We start from the raw sequence: 25,692 nt of genomic DNA, 5'->3' as shown, positions 1-25,692 counted from the left end.
GATTTATTTCAATAGGCAGGCTTTGGCGCTTATTTTTGCGATTTACCGATAAGTAAAATTTCTAGGCCGGGGATATCTTTAAAATCTTTCAAATTGTGCGTGATAAGGCTGATATTATGTTGCACACATTGACTTGCCATCCATAGATCTTGAATTCGAAATTCATGCCCACGCCCGGTCTTTTTTAAGGCGGCGGCCAATGTCCCAAAGATAATGCCCGTGGCTTCATCAATGCGCAAGATAGGTTTGTTCATCAGTCGGTGAACAGCAGCGAGCCTTTTTTGTTTGAGGTCAGGTTGTTGGGTGATTTCTGCCCCAAATTTTAGTTCGGCTAAAGTAATAGGCGATATGAAGACAGGCTCATTTTTAGTATGATCGGCAATATCAGCAGGAGCAAGAGCCCCCCGCTCAACATCTACCCAAATACAGGTGTCGATTAAATATCCCATGGATTGTGCAATGAATTTAGGTTCTGTTTAGGCCTTTTTTCAAGCCACCCGGGGGCCGCTTTTTCAGGGAGCGTGCGATATAGGTCCGATAAAGCTTCTAGGGCTGTCATTCGGGCGGGGCCAGGGATGATACAAGCGATACGTTGTTTGTTTCGAGTCACAACCACTTCTTCACCTTTTGATTCGACCCAATCGAGCACTTGACGCAGCTGTCTACCTAATTTTGTTGAAGTTATTTCACGCATTGGAGGCCCTCTTTCTAGTTAAACAAATTTAATCATATTTTACATATAATATCAGATTATTCAAGTTAATATGTATAGGCAACAAAAAGAGTGAATTTGCGACATAGGGTAGTCATTTAATCCTGGGGGGAAGATGGTAAGTCCGGTCAGGTATTCACAAGATCCACAATTAGTGCAGGCCTTGCGGTTGCGAGGTGCTGAGCTGTTGCGCTTTGGCGATGAGCAACAGAAGGCCATTGGTGCATCGTTATTACAATGGGTCGAAGAGCAAGGGGGGTATGAAGCTGCATTAGCAGCCAGTGAATTATGTAAGGGAGGTGCTGAGAGTAAACGCGGGTGTGGCAGTGTAGAGCGAGTGGTGGGTGGGTCCACGCAGGTGATGCAGAATCTAGATTTGGGTGATGTGGCGTTATTGGCAGGGGTAGGGTTGGTGGGGCAAATGACCCGGAATAGGGTGATGGGGTGGATGGGGAGACGAGTTGAGAGTTGGTGGAATCGAGGCAAGCCTGCTACACTATTGGCCAAGGGTGCAGGGGTTACGACCGAAGTAATGGGTATCACCGGGATAGGGGTGGCGCATAAGGTAAAAGCGGGACAACCGGTTAATGTAGGGGAAGAGTTTTTTCACACTGGGATAGGGTGGTTGGGATTACGATTAGGCATGGGTGCTAGTGGGGTTTTACCAAAAGCGATTCATCAATGGGGAAGGCATGATAGCCTGAGGCTAGCCGGGGCAATGGGGTTTACTCGGGTGACGAGCGCGTTTGTGGGGGGCACGGTGGGGATGGTGGCAGTAGGGCAAGATGTTTATCAAGCGGCCACCACACAAGCGCAATTTATGGTGGGGATGCGGGGTGTGTACGAATTTATTCCCGCCTATGGGAATGTGGCTACACGCTTACATACCCAAGGAAAATTTTTAGCGAGTGTTTTAGATGCAAATCGTTATCGGGAATGGTTAAAAACTTTTCAATTTCCTGATTTTTCTTCCACAGGAATGAAACCATTACTTGTCGAAGCAGGCTCGGGCAGGGGGCTAAGCGAAAAGGGTGGTTTTCGAGCCTATTCAGAAGGTGATATTAGAGTAGGGAAAAAGACCGTTTATCCCCAAAGGGCTTTAGAGTGGGCAGAAAAATACGATGAAGTGTTTCTGGCGCCTTTTCGAGATATGCCGGTTAGCAAAGCAGGAATGCCTGATTTCAGATTGTATTTACAACCGGTATCGGAAAAGTTTGACAAAATTGTTATTGTAAACCCTGCCGATCTAACCAACTCCATGAAACATATTTTAGAGGCGATCGCTAACTTAGATCATCAACAACCTAAATTACATTTAATGGTTCAAGATGCGAGTGGTGCTAGGCAGGCCATTTGTGAATTTAGCTTTTCAAGACTTGCTTCAGGCGAATTTCAATTGGTGAATCATCTCCTTTATGTAGCGCCTGAGGCCAGAGGAAGAGGTTTGGGTTTTTGGATGGAAAAAATGTCGTTAGGGGCAGCACTGGAGTTGGCTGCGCAAAATAATGCAGCCCTGGTTGTGGTTCGAGAGGAAGTAAGAAATCGAAATTTGGCTATACGATTAGCTCGTTCAAATTATGAAGCTGTTTCTTATGATCCAGAAGGGACATCTCATAGTTATGTTATCAAATTATTTCCGACACAGCAGGCCGATGGGGCAGCAAGATTGGCCTATGCAAAAGAAGAAGATTTTAAAGCAGCGATGGAAGAACTGAATAGTTGGAAATTGTTTGCTCCTCCCACAGGGGTTAAACCAACTGTTGATGATTATGGAGCAGGCGAATGGACTAAGTACGCAACCCCCGATGTGATTTTTGAAACAACAAACCCAACAAACTTTTTTAGAGAAGCGTTTCCTTTATTTTTCAGATGGAACCATTTTGGTGCCATGATAGTTAGGATTCAAGAACGAGGTGAGGAGTTGGGTTATGGTTTGTTCAAAGTCTTTCAGCGTCATCCATATCCTAACAGAATCACTCTTTATAATATTTACATTTATAAAAAAGCACGAGGCCAAGGTCGCTTTAATCAAGTTGCTAAACCTCTATTAGCCACAGCCATGGCGGCTTGGAAAGGGCAAGGGCATTTTGAATTGGTGTTTCTGGGTGTAGTTAATTCAGGGCTTCGCAATCGTTTTGTACGAGCTGGTTTAGAGAAAGTTGAGGAGGTTCCCTACACGGATGATGAATTTGATATCCCAAGGCCACGTGAATCGGCTTCTTATAAACTTAAAATTCCCTTAGCCAACTAAGCAATAAATGGAGTGAATTTGTGATGTTTAGTCCAAATTATGATTTATGGCATGCCGCCAAGGCCTCCACAGTTTGGCAAAAAATACATAAGATTGCCGCTTAGCAATTTCTGGCCTATATTATAATGGTCGGGCAAAACTGGACCACAAAACAGGCATTGGATAGACTACAAAATCCCGTGAGAGTCATCTTTTCTTTTTTATTCACCATCCTTTATTGGTTTTTCTCTCTTGTACAACTCGTTGTTCTTTCCCTCCTTTCTCCGAAGAAGATCCGACTTAATGTTTATGTGGCAAAAATGTTAGATGCTGCCATAACCGCAAAGTACGGAAATTCAACAGTTGCAGCTCGTGCGTTGCAAGTTAAGTTTCGTGGTGAAAAAGGCACATTAGGAGAAGCAATGGTAAAAGCGGATTATAGTGATAGAAGAATAGCTTATTTTGCAAAAGATTTAGGGCTTAGCCCGGAACAACGGCGCTTGATGTTCGTTTATTTTTCACGCGAAGAATTGGCGCCCCTTATTTCCCCTTAAAATTGGGTGGGCGTTTTTCTTTGAGGGCCGAGATGCCTTCGAGGAGGTCTTGTGAGGCAAAAGATTTGGCTTGGCCTTCAGATTCGTAATCAAATAATTCTTCTAGCGTGGAATGAGGCGCTCGCAAGAGACCTTGTTTAATGATTTTAATAGCCAGCGGTGAATTTTCGGCAATACTTTGAGCGAGGTTCATGCTTTGAGCCTCTAGGCCGTCGAGTGAACACACGTGATTCACCAGGCCGATGGTATGGGCCTCTTCGGCGGTAATAATTTTGCCGGTAAAAAGTAATTCGGCGGCATGGCCAATGCCTACCAATTGCACCAGGTGATACAAACAACCCATCCCACTGGAGAGCCCAATTTTGGCAAAGTTGACCCCAAGTTTAGCCCCGTGACTTGCAACTCGCAAATCACAAGCCATGGCAATGCATAGCCCTGCACCAATCGCAGCGCCGTTGATAATAGCAATCGTTGGCATGGGGAGGTTTTTGAGGATGAGAAACTTAGAATAAAATTCGATCATCTCTTTTTTGTTAGTGGGGATGTCTTTTTGGGTATGCGAAATAATAAAATCAAGATTACCACCTGAAGAAAAAGCCTTGCCTTTGCCGGTAAACAATACACAACGAAGATCAGAACGCGTTTGTAGTTGGCGGATACGCGCACTCAGTTCATCACCCATCTCAGGAGTCATAGCGTTTAATTGGGATTCGTTGTTAAAGGTAATTTTAGCAATAGGGCCAATTTCTTCGTAAAGAACCAAAGACACAACATCTCCTAATTATTTGAAAAATCTTTTGGAGGGGCAAAGGTGTTTTATGAGAACCCGCGCCCGGTCGGCCTAGTCGGGCCCCTGTCATTGCGAGGAGTCTGCGACGAAGCAATCTCCTCGGTTTAACCGGTGAGATTGCTTCGCCCGTTGGGCTCGCAATGACAGATGCCCTCCGGAGCCTGTCCTGAGGCGCATGCGTTGGATCCGCCCTCCTGCGCTACAGGTTCTCATAAAACACCTTTGCCCCTCCAAAAGATTTTTCAGTTGATGGAACTTTCCATCAATGTCATATCACATGCCATGGAAGTTTTGCCTTCAAGACTTGACCCAAATGGCCCCGAGTTTCAAGCGAATTTTGCTGCCCTCCAAAAACAAGTGCAAGATTTTAAATTGCTTACCCAACAAATTAAAGCAGGTGGTGATCAAGATTCGCAGGCCAAGCACAAGGCTCGTGGCAAAATGTTGGCGCGAGAACGAATTGAAGCATTATTAGATCCTAGCAGCCCTTTTTTAGAATTCTCTACTTTGGCAGCCTATGGGGTTTACGATAACCAAGCCCCGGGCGCAGGCATTGTAACCGGTATCGGTTATGTGCATGGCCGCGAAGTGGTGGTGGTGGCCAACGATGCAACGGTGAAGGGTGGCACTTATTTTCCGCTCACGGTTAAGAAACACCTACGTGCCCAAGAGATCGCCTTAGAAAATCACTTGCCTTGTGTGTATTTGGTTGATTCGGGTGGGGCTTATTTGCCTTTGCAAGCCGAAGTATTTCCCGACAAAGAGCATTTTGGCAGAATTTTTTATAATCAGGCTAACATGAGTGCATTAGGTATTCCGCAGATTGCGGTGGTGATGGGGAGTTGCACCGCCGGTGGTGCCTATGTGCCAGCCATGTCCGATGAAACGGTCATTGTCAAAAACAATGGCACCATTTTTCTGGGTGGGCCGCCACTGGTGAAGGCAGCAACCGGTGAAGTGGTGACCGCCGAAGAATTGGGCGGGGCCTTGGTGCATTGTCAAAAATCAGGCGTTACCGATCACTTTGCTGAAGACGATCATCATGCTTTAAGTATCACCCGTAATATTTTGCAAAATCTTAATCGTGCTCCTAAATCTTTTTTGTCTTGCGATGGGGTAGAAGACCCACTGTATCCCGTTGAAGAAATTTATGGAGTCGTTTCTAAAGATGCCAAGACCCCCTTTGAAGTGCGTGAAGTCATTGCACGCTTAGTCGATGGCAGCCGGTTTCATGAGTTCAAAGCTCGTTATGGGGCAACGTTAGTTTGTGGGTTTGCACGTATCATGGGATATCCGGTGGGGATTTTAGCGAATAATGGTATTTTATTTTCCGAATCGGCCTTGAAGGGTGCGCATTTTATCGAGCTGTGTTGTCAACGCAGAATTCCATTATTATTTTTGCAGAACATCACCGGTTTTATGGTGGGGAAAAATTACGAAAACCAGGGCATTGCCAAAGACGGGGCCAAACTTGTGACTGCCGTTGCAACGGCGCGAGTGCCTAAATTTACGGTGATCATCGGTGGTTCTTATGGGGCTGGCAACTATGGCATGTGTGGCCGGGCCTATGGGCCGCGCCAACTTTGGATGTGGCCCAATGCCAAAATCAGCGTTATGGGGGGTGAGCAGGCGGCTAGCGTATTAGTGACTGTTACAGGCGACAACTCGATCCGAAAACCTATTTTAGAAAAATATGAGCAAGAGGGTAGTGCTTATTATTCGACTGCGAGGGTTTGGGATGATGGGATGATTGACCCTCTTGATACGCGCAAGGTAGTGGCGTTGGGAGTTAGCGCGGCCTTGAATGCGCCAATTTCTGATACACAATTTGGATTGTTCAGGATGTGAAAATATGTTCCACGCCTTTCTGAAATCGGCAGATGCTTTCCGGGGTCATTGCGGGGGGCCAGTAGGTACCTTCTGTCATTGCGAGGCCAGTCGGCTCCTTCGGCAAGCCTCAGGATAAACTCCGCAATCTCACCGGTTGGGCAGAAGAGATTGCTTCACCCCGCTGGGTTCGCAATGACAGAGAGATCATGAAAGGCCCGCAATGACCCCTCCAAGCATCAGCCGATTTCAGGAAGGCTTATCTCCAAATTTAAGGCAATCAAACATATGGTCCAATATATTTTAGTAAATCAGCAAAATTCTGTTGCGCAAGTTACGCTTAATCGTCCTGACGTTCATAATGCCCTCAATGAGGGTATGGTTAAAGAATTGCGGGATACTTTTTTAAAGTTAGGCAGTGATCGTGAAATTCGAGTGGTGGTTTTGCAGGGGGCGGGCAAATCTTTTTGTGCGGGGGCTGATCTGCAATACATGCAACAGGTGCAGGGTTTTTCGATGCAGCAACATGAGGCAAGTGGAAGATTGTTGTTTGAAATGTTGTTGGCCATTTACCAATGCCCGAAGCCGGTGATTGCAAAGGTGCATGGCGCGGCTATGGGAGGGGGCTTAGGTTTGATGGCAGCCAGTGATTATTGTTTGGCAAGCGAAGGGATTGTTTTTGCGTTTAGTGAAGTGAGTCTGGGGTTAATCCCTGCGGTGATTTCACCCTTTGTGCTGCGGAAACTCGGGCTTAAAAATACCAAAAGTTTATTTTTTACTGGTGAGAAATTTGAGGTGCAACATGCTTTGAAAATTGGGTTTGTCGATCAGGTGGTTACTGCTGACCAACTCGACACCGCAATTGACCAAAAGATTGAAGATCTCAAAAAAGCCTCTCCTCAAGCCATCGCACGCTGTAAACATTTATTGCATGAAATCAGTTCTGCATCGCTTACTGAAGCCATGGGGCCTACCATCCGCGCAATTGCCCAGGCTCGGGTGAGTGAAGAGGGGCAAGAAGGCATGAAGGCCTTTTTAGAAAAACGCAAACCCAACTGGGCTAAGGAATGAAAAAAATCTTAATCGCCAATCGGGGAGAGATTGCCCTTCGCATTATTCACGCGGCTAAAGAGTTGGGCCTTAAAACCGTTATGGTTTATGCCGATGGCGATCAAAACTCCTTGCCGGTTAAAATGGCTGATGAAGCTTATGCCCTTGAGGGCGCCGATGCAGCCCAAACCTATTTGAACATTCCTAAACTCATGGCCCTCATTAAAAAGTCTGGTAGCGATGCCGTGCACCCTGGTTATGGATTTTTGTCCGAGAATGCTGATTTTGCCAAGGCGGTTGAAAAAGCCGGTTGCAAATTTATTGGGCCAACTTTTCAGGTCATCGCCAGCATGGGCAATAAATTGCAAGCCCGCCAATTGGCCGAAAAATGTGGAGTGCCCGTGGTGCCAGGTTGGGAAGAAAAACCAACCGGTGCTAAGTTTCAGCAGTGGGTCAAAAAAGTAGGGCTGCCTCTGTTAATTAAGGCGGTTTCAGGGGGTGGTGGCCGTGGGATGCGTAGGGTGCACGATGAAAAAAGCTTAGCCGAAGAATTGGCTTCAGCCAGTCGCGAAGCAGGTGCTGCTTTCGGCGATGCCAGTCTTTATATAGAAAAATTATTATCAACCCCACGGCATATTGAGGTGCAAATTTTAGCCGACGAACATGGCCATATTGTTCATTTGGGTGAGCGCGAATGCTCGTTGCAGCGCCGGCATCAAAAAGTGATTGAAGAATGCCCCTCGCCTTCAATCAGCGATGCTTTACGTCAAAAACTTTTTGCCGCTAGCATAACCTTGGCCAAGGCCGTGAATTATACCAACGCTGGCACCCTAGAATTTATGGTTGATGATCAAGACAATTTTTATTTTTTAGAAATGAACACGCGTTTGCAAGTCGAACACCCGGTTACCGAGGCGGTGACAGGTATTGATTTAGTCAAAGCTCAAATTCTCATCGCCGGTGGGCATCACCTGCCTTTCAAGCAAGCAGATATTCAATTCAGAGGCCATGCCATTGAGGCTCGGGTTTATGCCGAAGATCCCGATCAAGATTTCATGCCATCCATTGGGAAAATTGGTGTATTGCAAGAGCCTAAGGTGCCAGGTCTTCGTATCGATAGTTTTTTGGAAGTAGGGTTTGAATTGCCACCTTATTTTGACCCCATGCTTTCGAAAGTGGTTGCTTATGGGATTAATCGCAAAGAGGCATTGGGTAAACTTAATTATGCCTTATCAAACTATGTGATCTTAGGCGTAAAACAAAACCTCAATTTTTTAATGGATTTGCTTCAATATCAGCCGGTGCGAAAAGGCCATTATCACAACCAAAGCATTCACGAATTTTTACAAGATCGTGCTGGGTCGGCCGTGGTTGTGCCTGAAGCAGTGATGCAATTGATTCAAAAACGATCTACAAAATCGACTGCCTTGCTGAGTAACGTCATGGGTGTTACCGATTCGTGGTTGTCAGCTTTAAAAGATTTTAGGAACGTATGACTCAAAGCGCTTATTATCTCTGGGAAGGAGATCAATTTTTTGATGTGTGGTGGCAGGGGCGCCACTGGCGCGTTCCTAAACCCAGGGCACAAGTGCGCCTCGCTCATGGCCATGCCCCCAGCGCTGGATTAGAAGCCCCGTTACCCGGCAAGGTGCAAAAGATATTTGTCAAAGCAGGTGATAGGGTCAAAGCAGGGGCCGTGTTGTTGGTGATGGAAGCCATGAAGATGGAATATAAAATCACCGCGCCCCAAGCCGGGGTAGTAGAAAAATTGCCTTTTCAAGTTGGAGACCAAGTTGCCATGGGGGAAATGCTAGTAATCCTTGAGTGACTTAAGGATACTTTTTTTTGAGCCTTATGCAACCATGTCTCAAAAAACAGGTATCCCTATCACTCAAGGATTACCAGACAAGGATTACCAGATAGGAAACATTTTATGGTGTCTTTACCTAAAAAAATTGAATTGACCGAAGTGGGGCCGCGAGATGGGTTGCAGAATGAAGCTAGCCTCATTCCTACGGAGTTGAAGATTCAATACATTGAGGCCTTGCTAGCCGCAGGGGTGCGTAAAATGGAGGTTAGCAGTTTTGTCAGCCCACGTGCCATCCCTCAGTTGGCCGATGGTGCAGAAGTTTTTACAAAGATCACTAAACCCAAAGACGCTTGGCTATTTGCACTGGTTCCCAATCTCAAGGGCCTAGAACGCGCGCTAGCCGCAGGGGTGCAAGACATTGCGGTTTTCATGGCAGCCAGTGAAACGTTTAATAAAAAAAATATCAATATGGGAGTTAAAGAATCACTTGAAGTTATTGGGCAGGTGGTTTGCCAAGCCAAGGGCAAGGTGCGCAAAGTTCGTGGTTATATTTCCACTGCCTGGGTTTGCCCTTATGAAGGCAATATTCAGCCCAAAAAAGTGTTGCCCCTGCTTCAAACTTTGCTAGATTTAGGGATTGAAGAGATTGCTTTGGGCGAAACCATTGGTGCTGCCGCACCACTAGAAATACAAAAATTATTAGAACAAGTGCTTAAAGTTACCACGGTCGATCATTTGGCATTACATTTTCACGACACCCGCGGAACCGCGCTGGCCAACGTTTGGGCCGCCTTAGAAATGGGATTTTATAAGTTTGATGCCTCATCCGGCGGGCTAGGGGGCTGCCCTTATGCCCGTGGAGCCGCAGGTAATTTAGCCACCGAAGATTTGCTTTACGCACTGCATCGCATGGGCATGACCACAGGGATTGATTTAGAAAAATTGAGCCAAGCCTCGCTTTTGATAGCACAGGCTTTAGGAAAAACTTTACCTAGCCGGTATTTATTAGCTAGGTGGTGATAAAAAAGTAGCCTTGGCTCGTTTTGTATGATATTTTGGAATTACTACTAAAATAATAGTAAATCCAAAATGAAACGAAACATCATCAACCAATTAGAATCACTACCTTTTTTTTCAAAAAGCAGCATTGCTACCCTTCAAAGTATTCAAACACGAGCCCTCTATCAGAATCTACAAAGATGGGTGAATACAGGTTATCTCGTTCGTTTGAAAAATGGCCTCTATGTAACCAAGACCTTTGTTGATCGGTTTCTTCACGATGCATCATATCTAGAACTGGTGGCGAACAAATTGGTTATGCCATCCTATTTGAGTTTAGAATATGTGCTCCAAAAAAATAATTTATTAACCGAGGCTACCTTTACAATCACTTCAGTTACACTAAAGACAACGCGTCACTATCGAAACAACTTGGGTTCTTTTGTTTATCACCATTTTAATCAAAAATTTTATTTTGGCTTTAAGCAACGGCCTTACGGCCATCATATCATTTATGAAGCAATTTTAGCTAAAGCGCTTTTTGATTTTCTTTATCTGCGACTAGCCGGTTTGGATCCGCAAGATGTTTCGAGCCTTGAGGGATTGCGGATCAATTGGTCACAACTAGATCGGCCATCTTTTGATGAGTTATGTCAAATGATCTTAAGAAGTGGCATTAAAAAAATGATTCGCATGATTCCATCATTAAAGAGGATTTATTGATAATGGGAACGCTGATCAATGACCTTGAGTACGTCATCCAAGAAGGTAAACGTTTAAACCTTCGTTCTGATGTTCTCAAAATTAAGCTCAAAGAGAAATTACAATTATATGTGTTGGATTTCATTTACAACAGTATGAAGTATAATCATTTAGTTTTTTATGGAGGGACCTGTTTAAGAATTTGTTTTGGTATTAACCGAATGTCGGAAGACGTTGATTTTGAAACCACCACTTTGTTTGACAAAAAACAATTTGCAAATCAGATCAAGGAATATTTTGTCAAAAATGTTCAATATCCTTCGATCAGTGCACATACTCCAGGAAGTGGAATTGGCCGTATTGAATTAAGATTTCCCGTGCTTTATCAGCTTGGTTTGTCTGCTCATGAACAGGAAACTTTAATCATTAAGGTAGAAGTGAATCAAATTAAAGAGACCTATCCTACAGAATGGAAAACAGTTGCTCAAGATCGCTTTAGTTTTGTTATTCGACATTATGACTTACCAACCCTCATGTCTGGTAAAATGCTTGCTTGCTTGGAACGCATTTGGGAAAAAAGAGGGGTTAAGGTCAAGGGCCGCGATTATTATGATCTGATGTGGTATATGCAGAAAGGGGTGATTCCCAACATTCTTCGATTAAGGCACGCAAAGCACCCTTATACGATCAAAGATGCTTTTGAACAGCTTGTCCAAAAAGTAGATAAAATTAAAAACCATGATCTACTTGTTGATTTAGAAGCTTTATTTGAAAATATAGAATTTTCTAAAAAATGGGTTGAATCATTTAAAGAACGATTTAAAGATCTGTATCGGCAATATCAGATATCATCTTTTGATGATAATGATACGGTAAAATTTAAAATACGCTCAGGAAAAGATTTTGATTCGGACAATTCCTTTATACGGATTAGTTTTCAAAATACAGGGGGTCGAACCTTAGCGTATAGGTTTTCTTTTTCAGAGGAATGGATGAAGGATGAAGGTGCTAAACTAGGGACGGATTTCGAATTAAAATTAAAGGACATCTGTCATTCAAAAGTTAAAGAATATTACGAAACATATGTCAAACCTAACTATAAGAATATTATTCCAACCGAATATTTGGCAAAAGCACTTTTGACACCGTCACCCAAACATTATGATGAAAAAAAAGAACAGCGGATAACTCTTGAAGGATTCAAGGCCGTGTCTTTAGGGGATTTATTAATTGAACGGCATTTTCTCCTGGAATAGCCCCATCTTTTCAACAACTTATTTGCGTACAGACCGATAAAAGGCTGTTATGAACGATTGCTTAAGGGGTATTGGCGTTCATTCACCGCCCTGTCAAAACTTCAATGGTTTCGGTAAATTAATCGAAACCGCCCGCAACAGTGACCCTGAGATGGCCGGGCGAAAGATCATGGAACTTGTGTATCGGTTCGTGGATGCTGGCCGCGATCAAGATGCCCTGGAGGTTCTTCCCATCCTCATCGACCCTACGGTTTTGCCAGAATTACCAGGGATTTTACGGTACGAGGCCACTCAGGTTTACAATGCTTTAACTCACCAAGGTGATTTTAGTTCTGCTGATGTGCGGATTTTTGCGAGAGATCTTGGCAACACAATCACTTGGCCCAACCTGCTATTATTTTCAGGCATGGGTTTGGCTGGTGCTGGGGCGCGGATTGGGGGCACTCGCGGTTTGCCAGGACTTTACCGTGCCGGTATTTTGCCCCAATTACCGGCGTGGGGCGAGCGATTGCTCATTGCTATCCCCGAAGTTCATGCCGAAGCAGCGGTGCTAACCTTGGCCGGCCCCGACCATGGGCCATTATCGCAAGGGTATTGGAGCAATGTTGGCTATCTTTCTGTTCTGAAAGGGGTCCAAGGTGTATGGGGGCGAGGGGCGGTAACTCTTCATGCCAGCGACGCAATAACGGGCCAGGCCACAAAGCGCGTAGCTTGGCAGCCTTTCACCAAACCGCTTGCTCAATATGGCGGCACCTATTCCGGAGTATTAACTGCTAATCAAGTTTTTGGTGCACTACCACCAGGGGCCAATCCTTACACTTACGCCCTCACCGAAACCGTTAAATTTACCGTTCAAGGTAAAGCCACGCACGAAGCCATGGGAATGGTGCCAGGTCTACAACGTGGGTTAAGCATTAAGCAATATGTTGCCGATTGGAATTTACGTTATTCAAAAAGCCCATGGAAAAATTTCCCTAATTTTCCTGGTTTTCAGCCCGTAGGCCCGCAGTTGGCGTTAGCGGGCGCTTATCCGTCGGGGCAATTTAAACCAACGGCCAAACCTTGGGAAAAGTTTGTGTCTTTTTCCAAGGCCTTGAAGGGGGATTTAGGAGGCGCAGTTGATCCTTGGCAAAAATTAGCAGAAATCCCCATCCCTCCCTTTAAAGCCCCCTCTGAAGAAGCAAGAGAACATCCCGCAAAAGTCGCTCGTTTTCTCGATGCCCACTTGAAATTTCTTTGTTGGAAACTAGGCATACCCATGGAGGCAGGCATGCCCATGGCCAATTTGCTCACGGCCTTAAGTAGGATGCGAAAGAATAACCCCCTCGCTTTTGAAGCATGGCTTTACAATTTTAATCAGCATATCAAAGATGTGCGTGGCGATCGATTGCCCCGTGAATTAAGACAAACTTTAAGTGACATTTTAGCAGCGGGACCCGAAGTGATTGAACCATTCTTAAACCATGTTGCTAGCTCAGGTGATCTACGTGGTTGGCTCACTAATTACCATAACAACCCTAATTCATGGCGCCCAACTTCAATGGCCACTGCCTTAAGCCCCGACTTTGCCCGCTATTCCGATCCCGTTATTCCCCAAGATTTAGGGACCATCAACCCTGCTCATGCCAACCCCTTTACCTTGCGACAACGTTTGATAGACGTGTTTGTTGGCTTAGATCCTTTGGTAAATAATTTAACCACAAGACAATTAAGGAGAGGGGAAGTTGATTTTAAAACCATCGATGCTTACGTTAATCAACTTTTTGAATTATATCCCCACATGGCGCGCTTATACCTGCGCGGTGGTAATCGTGAAGAGATTATTGATGAAGCCTTGAACCGCCGGGCCCAAGTTTTGCGCATTGATTCAAACGCTGAATTTACCATCGGTAAAATTCTTTTTCCGATGACGCAGTATAATCAAGTTGATCCTTCGCATCAATTAGGCAGTGAGGTTTTTGCCTTTAGTCGCGATTATTTTAGGGCCCAATTACGTGCCCGCTTGCTACCCGTGATGCAGACTCGTTTGACCGGCATGGCCACATCCAATCCAAATTATGGGCGTTTGCAAGAGCAAATCGATTTGCTCAATCGAGGGGCCTTAGGGTTGGTAACACCTGATGGTCGAGTGACCTTATTTGTGATGATGGATGTAGGAATGGCAGAGGCGGAGCCTATCATGAGAGAAGTGGTAGATGCCTATCCTCATGCCTTGTCAGGGCATCTTCGCTCCAAAGGTCATGATTTAAGCCAAGGTGAATGGCCCAATTTTCTTCCACCGACACGTTTAGAAACCGTGTCTCAAGCCAGTATTGCAGCATTAGGTGATGCGGCTCCCCATGTATTACATCAAAGGCTAACCGCTAGCGCCGAACATATCGAAAAGTCGGGTATACGAGGGTTACATACCGATCCTATTGCTGATGCTGATATAGCACCCTATTTAGCCAAACAAATTCCCCCCGGGAGAAATTTAACCCCAACGCAAGTGCATAATGATCTTTATAACTTTGATCGTAGGTCGCATAAAGTCGATGTGTTGATACGTGGTTTAGCCGTAGTAGGCGATCCCCATCCTTTAGCCCGAAGCCTTATGGTCATGGGTGGCGACATGCCTACTGTGTTGGAGGTTTATGATCCTTTGATGGGGGCCTTGCCCACTTCAGCCTCGGTTGGTTTGCAAACTTATTTGGGCCTCTTTGGTCGCCCTAATCATGATTTAACCGGCATTATGGGCAACAACTACGCCGCAGCCCTGCCTCGTTTACGTGGATGGTTAGCAGAGGCCAAAACCTTAAAATCACGAGGGCTCAACGAAAATGGTTATACGCCAGAGCAAGTTATTGAGGGAATTCAATTGGCCTTTAAAAATGCCCACCGAATGTCGCGAGTGGCCCGTCGTATTTATGAAAATCCTCGTTTGTCGATGATCGTCGATGATGAATTTGCTCCCATGGCGGTAGAAGACTTTGTGGCCAGGGAAACCAAGCAAGCCTCAGCGAAAGGTCAACCGCCGCGGTTTAACGTTTATATTTTTGATGTTAATGACATGTCGGCCTATCTTAACTCACGGCACAATCAGAGTTTAGTCGATGTGGGTGCTTTTAGAATTAGTGAGGTTTTTTTAGATGGTTTGATGGGGGCGCAATACTTGGCCATCAAAGAAGGTGATAGCCCTGATAAATTTAAGCGTACTGAAATCGCCCAACGTTTTGTGATGATTAAAGAGGGTGACGAATATATTATCATCACTTCAGAATTTAATTTAGAGAACCAAAGAGATCCTTTGATAAAGAATCCCCAAGAATATAGGCCAGGGTCTTCGATCAACGATCGTTTTCTTTATGAACTCTACACTCATTTTGATGCACATTACGAAGCCGAACTTTATCCTGAACAATTCAAATTGCCAGAAGGTCGCCGTTTTGCCCATTTTGTTTCACAACCTGATGGTAGTTTAGCCGCAGAATTTTCACCCTTACCTAAATTGGAAGGCACCTCTCCTCAAACCACCCGCTTATCTTTTGGCACAGCCTATGTGCGAGGGTTAACTGGTGATCAAGTGCTGAGCCACCTAGACCATATCAAACATCTGGGCTTCGAGGCGATTGATGCCCCCAAACAAGAGGTGGTGCAACGGAGAATGGGATTAGTAAGGGCAGGGGAATCTGTATCCTTATATGATCCTAATCTTAATAAATGGGCCATTCCACCCATTGAGTTACGGCCCGAAGAGGTGGTGTCACCCACCCCGTCTGCCGCAACAACAGAAGCAAAATAGGACACTCAGAGTAAAAATGCTACTCATGTCATTGCGAGCGAGCCCCAAAGGCGAGCGTGGCAATCTTCCATCTTATTCTTCAATTCATCTGCAGATCGAGTCACGTCTTGCCGAATCGGGCAGAGGCTCTCTCAACCTTAAGCATTGGGGTTTCGAGTAGCCTCTTCCCGCTTCTGCAAGACTTCGCACAAATATTTTCATTTTATGATTTCTCCTGGCACCTTCTTTGCAAAAGACCTCCTCAAAACACTTTTACTTTTAGGAGGTCTTTTTTATGGCACCCAAAATAATCCCTGTTACAACAAACAATAATATCATTCCCCCGGCCGAAATTCCCCCACCACCATTAGAGGTAAGCAATGCCAATGTTTTTATCAAACCCTCTAAGCGAACCTTAAAGACATTAGAAGCAGGTAAAAATCCTCCGGTTGTGACGAAAAAACCAAAACCAACAGAAAACTTAAGCGCCATCGTTAAAAGAACTAAGGTCAAACCTAAAAGTGGGAGAATGGTCGCTTTGGCTACTAATTCTATTTATGAGATTTCAAAGGCCTTTAATCAAGATCGCACCCAAGGTACCATCACCGCGACTCCGCGGGCTTTATTTACAGAATTACTCGGTTGGAGTGGGGCCTTTGTGGGTTCAGCATTTTCGCTGGTGGCAACGCGCAACCCGCAAATAGCAGAATTATCAGCCCTATCAGGCTATGCCATGGGTTCCAATTTAGGTTCGACTTTTTTTGAAGACCAAGCGGCTTTTCATGAATCAGCTTTCAACAATATCCAGCCGGGCTGGGAGTTTTTTGGTGAACAAATGAAACGCGCCGCCATTGTAGGTGTATTAGGCCCCTTTATGGGCGCCATCGCTGGCCCCGGCGTTTATCAACGGTTGAATAAATAATTTTTTTGTATTACGGGAAGGAATGTTTAAAAGCGTTAGCCGTGAAATTAAGGTTATCTTCGAACGTGACCCTGCGGCTCGATCGATATGGGAAGTTTTTTTATGCTACCCTGGCTTTCACGCCATTATGGCCCATCGTTTGACTCACCGTTTGTGGAATTGGGGTTTACGGTTGCTGGCTCGTTGGTTATCACATGTAGTTCGTTTTTTTACCGGCATTGAAATTCATCCGGGTGCTAAAATTGGCACAGGGTTTTTTATTGATCATGGCATGGGTGTGATTATTGGTGAGACGAGTGAAATTGGCAACAATGTCACCCTTTATCAAGGGGTCACCTTAGGCGGGGTGAGTTGGAAAAAAGAAAAACGCCATCCAACTTTAGAAGATAATGTGGTGGTAGGGGCGGGGGCAGTATTATTAGGGCCGGTGCGGATTGGGCATGATTCTAGGGTCGGGGCCTGCTCGGTGGTGGTGCACGATGTGCCGCCTCATTCAACGGTAGTGGGGGTTCCCGGGCGAGTGGTTTATAATCCTGAGAATGTAGTAGGTGAACATTATGACCTGGCGCATGATCAATTGCCCGATATTGAAATGAAGGCCATTGAAGAGTTAAAAGCGGAACTCAAGGCTATTGAAGAAAAACTTATTAAATTGAAAAATCTTTAAAGAGAATGGGGCGACTTTGGAGGTGACTTAGCTTTGCCGACCCGGCGCTCCATCGGCGACCCTAATGGAGCCAGCCGTTGCGGAATCCTTCCGCGTTCCCCCGCCAAAGGCGGGGGCCGCGGCTTTCCACAACGGCTAGCTCTCATTGGGGGCCCCGCCGCTTCCGCGATGGGTCGGCAAAGCTAAGTCACCTCCAAAGTCGCCCCATTCTCTTTAAAGATTTTTATAATTATGAAAATTTATCTCGACAATAATGCTACGACGCCCGTTGATCCTATCTTAAAACAACGCTTACCCCAATGGCTAGACGACTTTGGCAATGCGAGTAGTGTGCATTGGGCGGGGCGTATTTCCAAAAATATTTTAGAAGAATGTCGTGAAGGGGTGGCGCAAGGCTTAAAGGTTTTGCCGGAAGAAATTGTCTTTAACAGTGGTGCTACCGAGGGCATTAATACCATCTTTCGGGGTTTGTTTTTGCATCCCGAGCAAAAGCGCAATCATCTGGTGGTTTCTCCCCTCGAGCATGCTGCGGTGTTGGCCAATGCCAAACATTTAGAAGAAGCCGGTTTTCCGGTTAGTTATTTACCAGTCGATACTTTAGGTAGAATCGATGCAGCTGCTTTAACCGAGTTGGTGAATGAGCGCACTCAACTCGTTGCCATCATGCATGCCAATAATGAGATTGGGAATATTAATGACATTCAAGTTTTAAGTGCCATTGCCAAAAATAAGGGGGCGTATTTTTTTTCTGATACTGCACAAAGCATAGGAAAAATTCCCCTCCAGCTTGATGGCTCGGTAGATTTTATCGTGGCGAGTTCTCATAAACTTCACGGCCTGAAAGGTGTAGGCTTTCTCTATGTAAGGAAGGGTAACCGCTTGCCTAGTTTGTTGCTAGGTGGGAGGCAAGAAGCTGATCATAGGGCTGGCACTGTAAATACATTAGGAATTAAGTGCTTATACGAATCTTTTAAAGTATCACTTGAAAATATTAAAAAACACCACACTCATGCCTTAAAATTAAAACAAACCTTAATTTCAGGGCTTAAAACTATAAAAGGCGTGCGTTTTTTTGGAGATCTTGAAAAGAGTCTGCCTCATACCTTAAATTTTGGTCTGCCTCCCTTAGAAGGTCCAACCTTCGTGATGAATCTTGATTTGGAAGGAATAGCTGCTAGTTCAGGGGCTGCTTGTGAATCCGGCTCCATGGAACCTTCTCATGTTTTATTAGCCATGGGTTATCCTATGGAAATAGCCAAGAGTTCGGTGCGCCTGAGTTGGAGCCGGTTTAATACCATAGAAGAAATGGAATATACGGTGCAAAAAATTAAAAGCATTGTGGATCGTTTATGAAAAAAGTTGTGGTTGGCATGAGTGGTGGGGTGGATAGCTCGGTGGCGGCCTTATTGTTGCAACAGCAAGGTTACGAAGTCATTGGCGCCATGATGAAATTATCAGACCCTTTACCCAGCGAAACAGTTAAACGAGCGACCTGCTGCTCTTTAGAAGATGCCTCCGATGCCAGAAGGGTTTGTGCGCAGCTCAATATTCCCTTTTATGTTTTCAATACCAAAGCAGAATTTCAAAAAGAGGTGATTGCCAGCTTTGTCGAAGAATATTTAAACGGCAAGACTCCCAACCCTTGCGTGCGTTGCAACGACAAGATTAAATTTGAATATTTTTATAAGAAGGCACGCGAATTAGGGGCTGATTTTATTGCCACCGGTCATTATGTGCGAAAAATCTGGGATGAAACCCAAAAGGGTTGGAAATTATTAAAGGCGCTCGACTTACAAAAAGACCAATCCTATTTTTTATTTACGATCACGCAAGAAGAATTGGCCCACACTCTCTTTCCCATTGGTCATTTAACTAAGGCTGAGGTGAGAGCCATTGCCGAGCAGCATGGTTTGAAAACTAGCAACAAAGCAGAAAGCCAAGAAATTTGTTTTGTTCCCAATCAAGAACATGGCTCCTTTATTGATCGTTATCAAGGTGAGCATAAAAGTACGAAAGGCTTTTTTGTCGACGAATCGGGCAAACCATTGGGCGAGCATCAAGGCATTCATTATTATACGGTAGGGCAGCGCCGAGGCACCCATGTTGCAGCAGGCGAAAAACTTTATGTAAAATTGATTGATGTGTCTTCAAAAAATATTATACTAGCTAAAGACGAAAGTTTGTATACAAACTATTTAACCGCAACCGATGTGCGATGGCTCAAGGCTTGCGCTTCAGGTAGTACTGTAACGGCAAAGATTCGTTATGGGCACGAAGGAAGTAGAGCTCAATTAGAGTTTCAATCGCCAGAACAGTTGCGGGTTGTTTTTGATAAGCCACAACGAGCCATCACCGCTGGACAGGTGGTGGTTTTTTATCAAGGGGAAGAATTAGTGGGTGGGGGATGGATAATTTAAAGGAGCAATCTTTGGGTAAAGTAACCCGAGAAGAAAAAAAGACGTTAAAACAATTTGAAAAAAAATTGGGTTATCGTTTTAAAAATAAAGAATTATTAAAAAAAGCCCTCACGCATAAATCGTTTGCCAACGAAAATAAGTGGCCATCGACCGAGCACAATGAGCGCTTTGAATTTTTGGGAGATGCGGTTTTAGAGTTAGTCATCTCCCATTTACTCATGGAACGATTCCCCGATAGTTCTGAGGGTAAATTAAGTAAAATTAGGGCCTCCATTGTGAACGAAAAGACCTTAGCCACGGTGGCCCAAGATTTGGCGATTGGGCAATACCTTTATTTTGGTAAAGGTGAAGAGGTGGGCGGCGGGCGTACCAAGAGCAGCATTTTGTCCGATGGAGTGGAGGCGGTATTTGGGGCTATTTATTTAGACCGTGGGTTTAAAAAAGCCTTCAAGGCATTATCAAAAATTGCCGAAAATATTTTTTCTCAAATGGATGGGGAAGATTTTTATAAAGATTATAAAACCCATTTACAAGAAACCGCTCAACTTTGTTATAAGGCCATCCCCCGTTATAAATTGGTAGGCGAAGTAGGGCCCGACCACGACAAAGAATTTGAGATCAATATTTTGCTGAACAACGAAATCTTTGGGGTTGGTAAAGGGAAGAGCAAAAAAGAAGCCGAGCAAAATGCGGCTAAACAAGCCCTAGAGAAGATCGCTGAATCGAGCACAGGCAACCAACCTTGAAGCCTTACATCATTCCTATCTTTATTCCTTTTCAAGGGTGCCCCTTTCATTGTGTATATTGTCAACAAGAAGATATTACAGCAACGCCAGCGCAGTTGCCTTCGGTCGATCAAATTTCTGAAAAAATTCAAACTTATTTAGCCACTCGGCATCCTGGCAAATATTCTCATGTTGAGGTGGCTTTTTATGGAGGCACGTTTACTGGCCTGCCTTCTCAAGATATTGAAAACATGTTATCAGCCGTACATCCTTATATAGAAAGGGGTCAGGTCAATCGTATCCGCGCCTCTACCAAGCCCGATTATATCTCGCCTGAAGTTTTAGATTTTATTTCACCCTATGGGCTCAATACTATCGAATTAGGCGTGCAATCATTCGATGATGGCGTGCTAAAACAAGTAGGTCGTGGTTATACCGCAGCGCAAGTGACCACCGCGGTGCAAATTTTAAGAAACAGAGGGTTTAAAATTGGTTTGCAATTAATGCCCGGTTTGCCCGGTGCCGATGCGGACGAGGCTTTATTATCCGTGGAAAAGGCGATTCAATTGCAACCTGATTTTGTGCGCATTTATCCCACCTTAGTTTTAAAAAATACCGCGTTAGCCAGACTTTATCAAAAGGGGCTTTATCAACCTTGGTCTTTGGAGCAAGCCATTCAAACTTGTCGAAAGATCCAAACCAAATTTGCGGCGGCCAATATTCCCATTATCAAAATGGGCCTAGAATTTTCCTCCAACGAACGCGAGGGCATCCTAGCCGGCCCCTATCATCCCAATTTTCGCCAATGGATTATGGAGAATAAACTGTTAACCCAGGGACCTTTTTAAAATGATCATCATAGGTTACCAGGCGTGCGCCAACTTCAAAAGCAGAAGCAGCAATCCAAACATCATTCGTTGGTATTGGGGTTCCTTGTTTTCGAAGGGTTTGCACAATATGACCATAATGTTCAGCAATGGAAGGGTCAATGGGTAGGTTATAGATTCCTGGCAAAGTTAAAAATTGGGCTAATTCTTCATAATTTTGTTGAGTTTTATTTCCCATCAGAAATCCAGCGTAGAGCTCACCCAACACGATGGAAGATAAGTAAATCTCGTCGGCTTGTTCTAAAAATTTAGTAAGAGAGGTATGGTTTCTTTTGAAAGCAACATAGGCATTGGTATCAAGACAAACTTTCATTTCCAGATTTCCTCGTCGATTGCCTCAAAGGATTGGGTGTTTTTAAGGAATTGATTGGCTTCTTTATGATTCCAGGTTCCCGCAAGTGCAGACAGGTCCCTTTTTTTGCTAGACCCGGCTTCAGTCCCTAGTGCTTTTTCTAACAGGCCGATTACTGTTTTATTGAGACTTTTCCCAGTATGTTTGGTCAAGATTTTAAGATTAGTTTGAACAGCCTTTGGAATTTGTCTTAAAGTTAGCTGATTCATTATATGACTCCAATAATGTCACTTTATGAATCTAAATTAATAGATTTTAAAACATAAGTCAATACAGATTACTCACGAGAGTGTAATGCTTCAGTGACGGGTGGAAAAAGTGTTGTGTCATTCCCGCGAAGGCGGGAATCCAGTCTTTTTTCAAGTATTTCTGGATCCCCGCCTTCGCGAGGATGACAGCGAACCACCCGTCACTGAGGCATTACACGAGAGTAGGACATCCTTGTCAATGCTGTCTTGGTTGTGTAATAACCAGTGAATGTTTAAATCAGGTTTTATTGCTATTGTCGGTCGGCCCAATGTGGGTAAATCGACCTTACTAAACGCTATGGTTCAAGAGCCGGTGTCGATCGTGACGCATAAACCTCAAACGACGCGGCATAAAATTATGGGGGTGCGGCATCTTAAAGACGCACAATTGGTGTTTTTAGATACGCCGGGGATTCATACGAGTCAAAAAGCCATGAATGTCACCATGGTGAAAACCGCTTATAGTGGTATTGAAGATGCTGATGTGGTGTTGCATCTCATCGAACCTCGTTTGCCCATCTCGGAGGAAGATCAAAAAATTGTAAGCTCGGTTGAAAAACATCAAAAGATTCACCTGGTGTGTATCAATAAAATTGATCGGGTTAAAAAAGATGAGTTATTGCCGCTGATCGAACAAGTGCATCAGGTTTGGCACCCTAAAGAGGTTTTTCCTTTGTCGGCCTTGCGTCGTGATGGAGTTGAAACCTTGCTTGAATTAATTGTTAGGGATCTACCTGAAGGGCCGGCTTATTTTCCCGCGGAACAAATCACTGATCGTGATCTGCAATTTCGCATTGGTGAAATTGTTCGTGAAAAGGCCTTTTTATATTTACACCAAGAGATCCCTTATTCTTTAACTGTTGAAATTGAGCGAGTCGAGCCGGGGCCAAAGTCGTTGCATATCCACGGGTTGATTGTTGTAGAAAAAGAAAGCCAAAAGGCTATGGTGATTGGTAAAAATGGGCTTAGCCTCAAACGCATCGGTACTTTGGCAAGAAAAGATTTAGAAAAATTACTGGGTCGTAAAATTTATTTAGAGTTGTATGTTAAGGTCGTTAAAAACTGGGCGAGCGATCCGCATAGAATCAAGGAATATGGAATAAGCTGATTATGGCCATTGGTATTGAAAGCCTAACTCCCATGATGAAACAGTATTGGGAGATTAAACAAGCCAACCAAGATGCCCTCTTGTTTTTTCGCTTAGGGGATTTTTACGAGATGTTCTTTGAAGATGCCGTGGTGGCAAGTAAGATCCTCAACATTGCATTGACCAGCCGAAATAAAAATTCAGAGGAAAGTGTGCCACTGTGTGGGGTGCCTTTTCATAGCGCTAATAATTACATTGCCAAATTAGTCAAGCATGGTTGCCGGGTGGCTATTTGTGAACAAGTTGAAGACCCCAAATTAGCCAAAGGTATTGTTAAGCGCGAAGTGGTTCGGGTGGTGAGCCCGGGGCTTTTTGATGATCTTGAAAACTTAAAAACTCAAGAACCTAATTATTTAGTTGCCATTGGAAAAAAAGATAACACCTACGCCCTAGCTGCGGTTGATATTCTTTCGGGCGAGTTAATCTTTGGAAATTTTGAAAGCCATGACGACTTGACCACTGAGTTAGTCAAACTAGCCCCGCGCGAACTAATCACCGTGGGCCTCGAAGAAAAAGAACAGAGGTCCATTTTATTATTTTTCCCCACTTGCCGTTTAGAAGCAAGATCTAGTGGTTATGAAGCCAACTTTGATTTAAGCATAGGGTTAGCCTACGAGTTGTTGCAACAAATTGGCGATGAAGCATGGCTTTTCAAAATCTTGCTCGAATATGCTTCACAGGTAGGGGTGGATGAACTCCAGCATTTAGGGCCTGCGCATCGTTTAACCAGCCATGAATTTATGGCTATCGATGAGCGAACTGTTCAACATTTAGAGTTGCTGCAATCTCAAACCGGAAAAGAAACCAGCACCTTGTTTTGGGTGCTCAATCTTACCGCCACTCCCATGGGCGCGCGCCTGTTGCGTAAATGGATTTTATTTCCTTTGTTAGATTTAAAATCAATTGAGTTGCGCCAACAGGGCATTGCTGAATGTCTAGAAGATTGGGAGCAGACGCAAAACTTTATTGCAACCGCGAGTTTGTTGGGGGATCTAGAGCGCATCACCGGTCGTATTGCCTTAGGCAATGCCCATCCCCGCGACCTTGCTCAATTGCGTGATAGCCTACATCAAGTCGAAGCGCTGCGAGTTCAATTAGACAAACCCTATAAAAGTGAATTGTTGCAAAAAATTACTGCACAACTCCCCCAATTTTCAGCCTTACTCCCTAAACTCGAACAAGCCTTAGTTGATTCGCCCCCTATTAGTTTTAAAACTGGGGGTGTTTTCCAAAAAAATTATTCGGCCAAGCTCGATGAATTGCATGCTTTGAGTTCTGATAGCAAACAGATCTTAGCCCACATCGAACAACAAGAACGGCAACGTACGGGAATCAACACTTTGAAAATAAAATACAATCAGGTGTTTGGTTATTACCTTGAGGTAACACACACTCATCAACATAAAGTGCCAGCCGATTATATTCGCAAGCAAACTTTGGCCAACGCTGAGCGCTACATCACTGAAGAACTCAAAACCCTCGAAGATAAAATTTTAGGTGCTGAAGAAAAAATGCAGCGTTTAGAAGAAGCCCTTTTTATTGCCTTAAGAGAAGAGGTTCGCCAATATGTGCCTTCTTTTAAATTAGCTGCCCAAAGTTTAGCCCACCTTGATGTTATGGTTAGTTTAGCGAGGGCAGCTAAACTTTATCATTATGTTTGCCCGCAATTAACGCATGATTTATCCATTATCTTAAAAGACAGCCGCCACCCAGTATTAGAAAGGGTGCTACCTGCTGAAAAATTTATCCCCAACGATTTTGAATTAAATGGTGAAAGTGAGCGGATGTTTTTAATCACCGGCCCTAATATGGCCGGCAAATCAACCCTCATGCGACAGTTAGCCCTTTGTGTGTTGATGGCGCAGATGGGTTCTTTTATTCCGGCCACTTATGCCAAAATTGGTATTACCGATCGCATCATGAGCCGGCTTGGGGCGAGTGATGATTTGGCCGGGGGCATGTCGACATTTATGGTTGAAATGGTAGAAACAGCCCATATTTTAAAGCAAACTTCTAAACAGAGCCTTGTCTTATTAGATGAAATTGGTCGTGGCACTTCGACCTATGACGGCTTGGCGATTGCTTGGGCCGTCGCAGAGTATTTGGCCACTCAAACCCAATGTCGCACCTTATTTGCCACTCATTATCACGAACTCACTGAATTAGAATCGCTGGTGGTTGGGATTGTCAATTATCAAGTGGCGGTTAAAGAATGGAATGGGGAGATTTTATTTTTAAGAAAATTACTGCGTGGTTCTTGCAGCCGTAGTTACGGATTAGAAGTGGCGAGGTTGGCAGGCATCCCTGAGGCCGTGTTGCTCAAAGCCAGAGCCAAGTTGCAGGCTTTAGAGATTATTCGAGAACAAGAACTCCCGCCTAAATCTCAATTTGAACTTTTTAACAATTCCCGTCATCCCGGACTTGCCTGCCCCGGACACCGATCCGGGGACCCGGGATCCACGATGGCAACCAATCTTCAATTTATTGCAGAAATAAAAAAATTAGATTTAAATGAACTTACTCCTATGCAGGCCTTGACGTATTTATATGAACTGAAGAATAAATTATGATGATCTGTCATATATGGATCCCGCATCAAGTGCGGGATGACGGCATTATGTCATCCCGCACTTGATG

General features: G+C 44.4%; 23 protein-coding genes. 18 read left to right on the top strand and 5 right to left on the bottom strand.

The window, feature by feature from the left end; translation table 11 throughout:
• Positions 1 to 29: 29 nt before the first annotated feature.
• Together HYU97_11285 and HYU97_11280 are read right to left on the bottom strand one after the other, a co-directional pair.
• Positions 30 to 449 carry a type II toxin-antitoxin system VapC family toxin gene (locus HYU97_11285; GenBank protein MBI2337331.1) on the bottom strand — a complete coding sequence of 140 codons (420 nt, stop codon included), beginning with the start codon at positions 447 to 449 and terminating at the stop codon, positions 30 to 32.
• Positions 437 to 694 carry a type II toxin-antitoxin system Phd/YefM family antitoxin gene (locus tag HYU97_11280; GenBank protein ID MBI2337330.1) on the bottom strand — a complete coding sequence of 86 codons (258 nt, stop codon included), beginning with the start codon at positions 692 to 694 and terminating at the stop codon, positions 437 to 439. The genes HYU97_11285 and HYU97_11280 overlap by 13 nt, the downstream gene beginning before the upstream one ends.
• A gap of 133 nt (positions 695 to 827) precedes the next feature.
• Between HYU97_11280 and HYU97_11275 the strand changes: the two genes are divergently transcribed.
• Together HYU97_11275 and HYU97_11270 are read left to right on the top strand one after the other, a co-directional pair.
• A complete protein-coding gene (locus tag HYU97_11275; GenBank protein MBI2337329.1) occupies positions 828 to 2,963 on the top strand; it encodes a hypothetical protein in 2,136 nt (711 codons plus the stop codon).
• A 125-nt stretch (positions 2,964 to 3,088) separates the two neighbouring features.
• Positions 3,089 to 3,496 carry a hypothetical protein gene (locus tag HYU97_11270; protein ID MBI2337328.1) on the top strand — a complete coding sequence of 136 codons (408 nt, stop codon included), beginning with the start codon at positions 3,089 to 3,091 and terminating at the stop codon, positions 3,494 to 3,496.
• On the opposite strand, the gene HYU97_11265 is transcribed toward HYU97_11270, so the two are convergent.
• Positions 3,483 to 4,265, bottom strand: coding sequence for an enoyl-CoA hydratase/isomerase family protein (locus tag HYU97_11265; protein MBI2337327.1), 783 nt, complete (start codon positions 4,263 to 4,265; stop codon positions 3,483 to 3,485). The genes HYU97_11270 and HYU97_11265 overlap by 14 nt on opposite strands.
• Positions 4,266 to 4,568: 303 nt before the next feature.
• Here HYU97_11265 and HYU97_11260 point away from each other — a divergent pair, with 303 nt between their 5' ends.
• The 14 genes from HYU97_11260 to HYU97_11195 all read left to right on the top strand — a co-directional run bounded on the left by HYU97_11260 (position 4,569) and on the right by HYU97_11195 (position 21,269).
• Positions 4,569 to 6,134 (top strand): methylcrotonoyl-CoA carboxylase, encoded by a 1,566-nt coding sequence (locus HYU97_11260; protein MBI2337326.1) that lies wholly within the window; start codon positions 4,569 to 4,571, stop codon positions 6,132 to 6,134.
• A gap of 267 nt (positions 6,135 to 6,401) precedes the next feature.
• A complete protein-coding gene (locus HYU97_11255; protein MBI2337325.1) occupies positions 6,402 to 7,184 on the top strand; it encodes an enoyl-CoA hydratase/isomerase family protein in 783 nt (260 codons plus the stop codon).
• On the top strand, positions 7,181 to 8,659 hold the full coding sequence (locus HYU97_11250; GenBank protein ID MBI2337324.1) for an ATP-grasp domain-containing protein: 1,479 nt from the start codon (positions 7,181 to 7,183) through the stop codon (positions 8,657 to 8,659). Before HYU97_11255 ends, HYU97_11250 begins: the two co-directional genes overlap by 4 nt.
• The gene (locus tag HYU97_11245) at positions 8,656 to 8,991 is read left to right on the top strand and encodes an acetyl-CoA carboxylase biotin carboxyl carrier protein subunit (GenBank protein MBI2337323.1); all 336 of its coding nucleotides are present in this window, start codon (positions 8,656 to 8,658) and stop codon (positions 8,989 to 8,991) included. The genes HYU97_11250 and HYU97_11245 overlap by 4 nt, the downstream gene beginning before the upstream one ends.
• Positions 8,992 to 9,096: 105 nt before the next feature.
• A complete protein-coding gene (locus HYU97_11240; protein MBI2337322.1) occupies positions 9,097 to 9,993 on the top strand; it encodes a hydroxymethylglutaryl-CoA lyase in 897 nt (298 codons plus the stop codon).
• Between the two features lie 69 nt (positions 9,994 to 10,062).
• Entirely contained in the window at positions 10,063 to 10,695 is a 633-nt protein-coding gene (locus HYU97_11235) for a hypothetical protein (protein MBI2337321.1), read from the top strand.
• 2 nt (positions 10,696 to 10,697) lie between these two features.
• Positions 10,698 to 11,930, top strand: coding sequence for a nucleotidyl transferase AbiEii/AbiGii toxin family protein (locus tag HYU97_11230; GenBank protein MBI2337320.1), 1,233 nt, complete (start codon positions 10,698 to 10,700; stop codon positions 11,928 to 11,930).
• Between the two features lie 49 nt (positions 11,931 to 11,979).
• A complete protein-coding gene (locus tag HYU97_11225) occupies positions 11,980 to 15,711 on the top strand; it encodes a hypothetical protein (protein ID MBI2337319.1) in 3,732 nt (1,243 codons plus the stop codon).
• A 274-nt stretch (positions 15,712 to 15,985) separates the two neighbouring features.
• A complete protein-coding gene (locus tag HYU97_11220; GenBank protein MBI2337318.1) occupies positions 15,986 to 16,612 on the top strand; it encodes a hypothetical protein in 627 nt (208 codons plus the stop codon).
• Between the two features lie 22 nt (positions 16,613 to 16,634).
• On the top strand, positions 16,635 to 17,279 hold the full coding sequence (gene cysE / locus HYU97_11215; protein ID MBI2337317.1) for a serine O-acetyltransferase: 645 nt from the start codon (positions 16,635 to 16,637) through the stop codon (positions 17,277 to 17,279).
• A 231-nt stretch (positions 17,280 to 17,510) separates the two neighbouring features.
• On the top strand, positions 17,511 to 18,632 hold the full coding sequence (locus HYU97_11210) for a cysteine desulfurase (GenBank protein ID MBI2337316.1): 1,122 nt from the start codon (positions 17,511 to 17,513) through the stop codon (positions 18,630 to 18,632).
• On the top strand, positions 18,629 to 19,696 hold the full coding sequence (gene mnmA, locus HYU97_11205) for a tRNA 2-thiouridine(34) synthase MnmA (GenBank protein ID MBI2337315.1): 1,068 nt from the start codon (positions 18,629 to 18,631) through the stop codon (positions 19,694 to 19,696). Before HYU97_11210 ends, mnmA begins: the two co-directional genes overlap by 4 nt.
• A complete protein-coding gene (gene rnc / locus HYU97_11200; protein ID MBI2337314.1) occupies positions 19,684 to 20,442 on the top strand; it encodes a ribonuclease III in 759 nt (252 codons plus the stop codon). Before mnmA ends, rnc begins: the two co-directional genes overlap by 13 nt.
• The gene (locus HYU97_11195) at positions 20,439 to 21,269 is read left to right on the top strand and encodes a radical SAM protein (protein MBI2337313.1); all 831 of its coding nucleotides are present in this window, start codon (positions 20,439 to 20,441) and stop codon (positions 21,267 to 21,269) included. Before rnc ends, HYU97_11195 begins: the two co-directional genes overlap by 4 nt.
• Here the strand turns inward: HYU97_11195 and HYU97_11190 are convergent.
• Together HYU97_11190 and HYU97_11185 are read right to left on the bottom strand one after the other, a co-directional pair.
• Positions 21,232 to 21,621 carry a type II toxin-antitoxin system VapC family toxin gene (locus HYU97_11190; protein ID MBI2337312.1) on the bottom strand — a complete coding sequence of 130 codons (390 nt, stop codon included), beginning with the start codon at positions 21,619 to 21,621 and terminating at the stop codon, positions 21,232 to 21,234. The two genes, HYU97_11195 and HYU97_11190, sit on opposite strands and share 38 nt — an antisense overlap.
• Positions 21,618 to 21,869 carry a hypothetical protein gene (locus tag HYU97_11185; protein ID MBI2337311.1) on the bottom strand — a complete coding sequence of 84 codons (252 nt, stop codon included), beginning with the start codon at positions 21,867 to 21,869 and terminating at the stop codon, positions 21,618 to 21,620. The genes HYU97_11190 and HYU97_11185 overlap by 4 nt, the downstream gene beginning before the upstream one ends.
• Positions 21,870 to 22,137: 268 nt before the next feature.
• On the opposite strand from HYU97_11185, the gene era reads away from it, so the two are divergent.
• Complete coding sequence (gene era, locus HYU97_11180; GenBank protein MBI2337310.1) at positions 22,138 to 23,016, top strand: GTPase Era; 879 nt, start codon at positions 22,138 to 22,140, stop codon at positions 23,014 to 23,016.
• Positions 23,017 to 23,018: 2 nt separating this feature from the next.
• Positions 23,019 to 25,625, top strand: a complete 2,607-nt coding sequence (mutS, locus tag HYU97_11175) for a DNA mismatch repair protein MutS (protein MBI2337309.1) — start codon at positions 23,019 to 23,021, stop codon at positions 25,623 to 25,625.
• Positions 25,626 to 25,692 lie beyond the last annotated feature (67 nt).

The organism is Deltaproteobacteria bacterium (assembly GCA_016183235.1).
Taxonomy (GTDB): Bacteria; UBA10199; UBA10199; order DSSB01; family JACPFA01; genus JACPFA01.
The sequence above is the reverse complement of the archived record's forward strand: the minus strand, read 5'-3'. Positions and strand labels throughout refer to the sequence as shown.